The organism is Streptomyces sp. E2N166 (assembly GCF_003671715.1).
GTDB classification, from domain to species: Bacteria; Actinomycetota; Actinomycetes; order Streptomycetales; family Streptomycetaceae; genus Streptomyces; species Streptomyces thinghirensis.
In genome coordinates, this window is record NZ_RAIF01000006.1 from 69436 (window position 1) to 70427 (window position 992).

The following is a 992-nucleotide window of genomic DNA, read 5'->3' on the forward strand; positions in this document are numbered from 1 at the left end:
GTGGGAAGCGGGGAGGGCGGGGCGGCGGCACCCGGGTGGGGGGCGGCCCTCAGGACGGTGCGCTGGATGGTCAGCGGGGTGTGTCCGGCCAGGTGTGCCCGGCGGGTGCGGCAGCCGTCGATCTCGACGGTGACCGTGCCGTCGGGGTCGGCGTAGGTGATGTCCCAGCACATCTCGTTGGCGCTGCGGCTGCGGCGGCGCAGGTGTACGACGCCGGTGGGCGCGGGGGTGCGCCACACGCGTACGGCTCCGAACACGGTCGGGAGGAAGGCGGCGGACTCCCCCCGCGCCTCGGCGAGGGCCACGGTGGCCTGCAACGGCGCGTCGATCAGGACCGGGTGGGCGGTGTAGGCGTCGGCGGGGTGCTCCAGCCGGTAGCTGACCAGTGCCTCTCCGTCGCCGGTGTCGACGCGGTCGATGAGCTGGAAGTCCGGCCCGCAGTGCAGACCGATGCCGTGGCACATGCGGTAGAAGCCCGGGCCGTCGACGCTCCGGTCGCAGCGTGCCCGGAGCGCGCCGACGTCGAGCGGGGCCGGTGCCGTGCCGAGCAGGCTGCGGACCTGTGCGCGTACCACGGGCAGGCACTCACCGCCGTGTTCCTCACGGACGCTGATGGTCACGGCGCCGTCGTCGGGGGTGACCGCGGTCTGCAGGGCGGCCGGCGTCGGGTCCGGCCACCGCAGGGACAGTGGGCGGCCGATCTCCAGGTGCCGTACCTCGACCGGGCGGTCCATGGCCCGGCGACCGGCGCTCAGGGCCATCTCCACGTAGGCGGCGGCCGGCATGAGGACGTCGCCGCCGATCCTGTGGTCGCCCAGCCAGGGCACCAATTGCGGCTCGACGGTGCCGTGCCAGACGGGGTGCGGGGCGGGCATCCGCTCGCCCACCAGCGGATGGTCCAGCAGGCCGCTGCCGCTGGTGTGGGCGATCAAGTCCTGCGCGGTGCCGTGCCAGTGCCGTTCGTGCTGCCACGCGTAGGCGGGCAGGTCGGC

General features: G+C 74.7%; 1 protein-coding gene. It reads right to left on the bottom strand.

The window, feature by feature from the left end; all coding sequences use genetic code 11:
* The coding region (locus EBH09_RS38335; protein ID WP_238697108.1) for a polyketide synthase dehydratase domain-containing protein at positions 1-992 on the bottom strand (992 nt) is incomplete at both ends.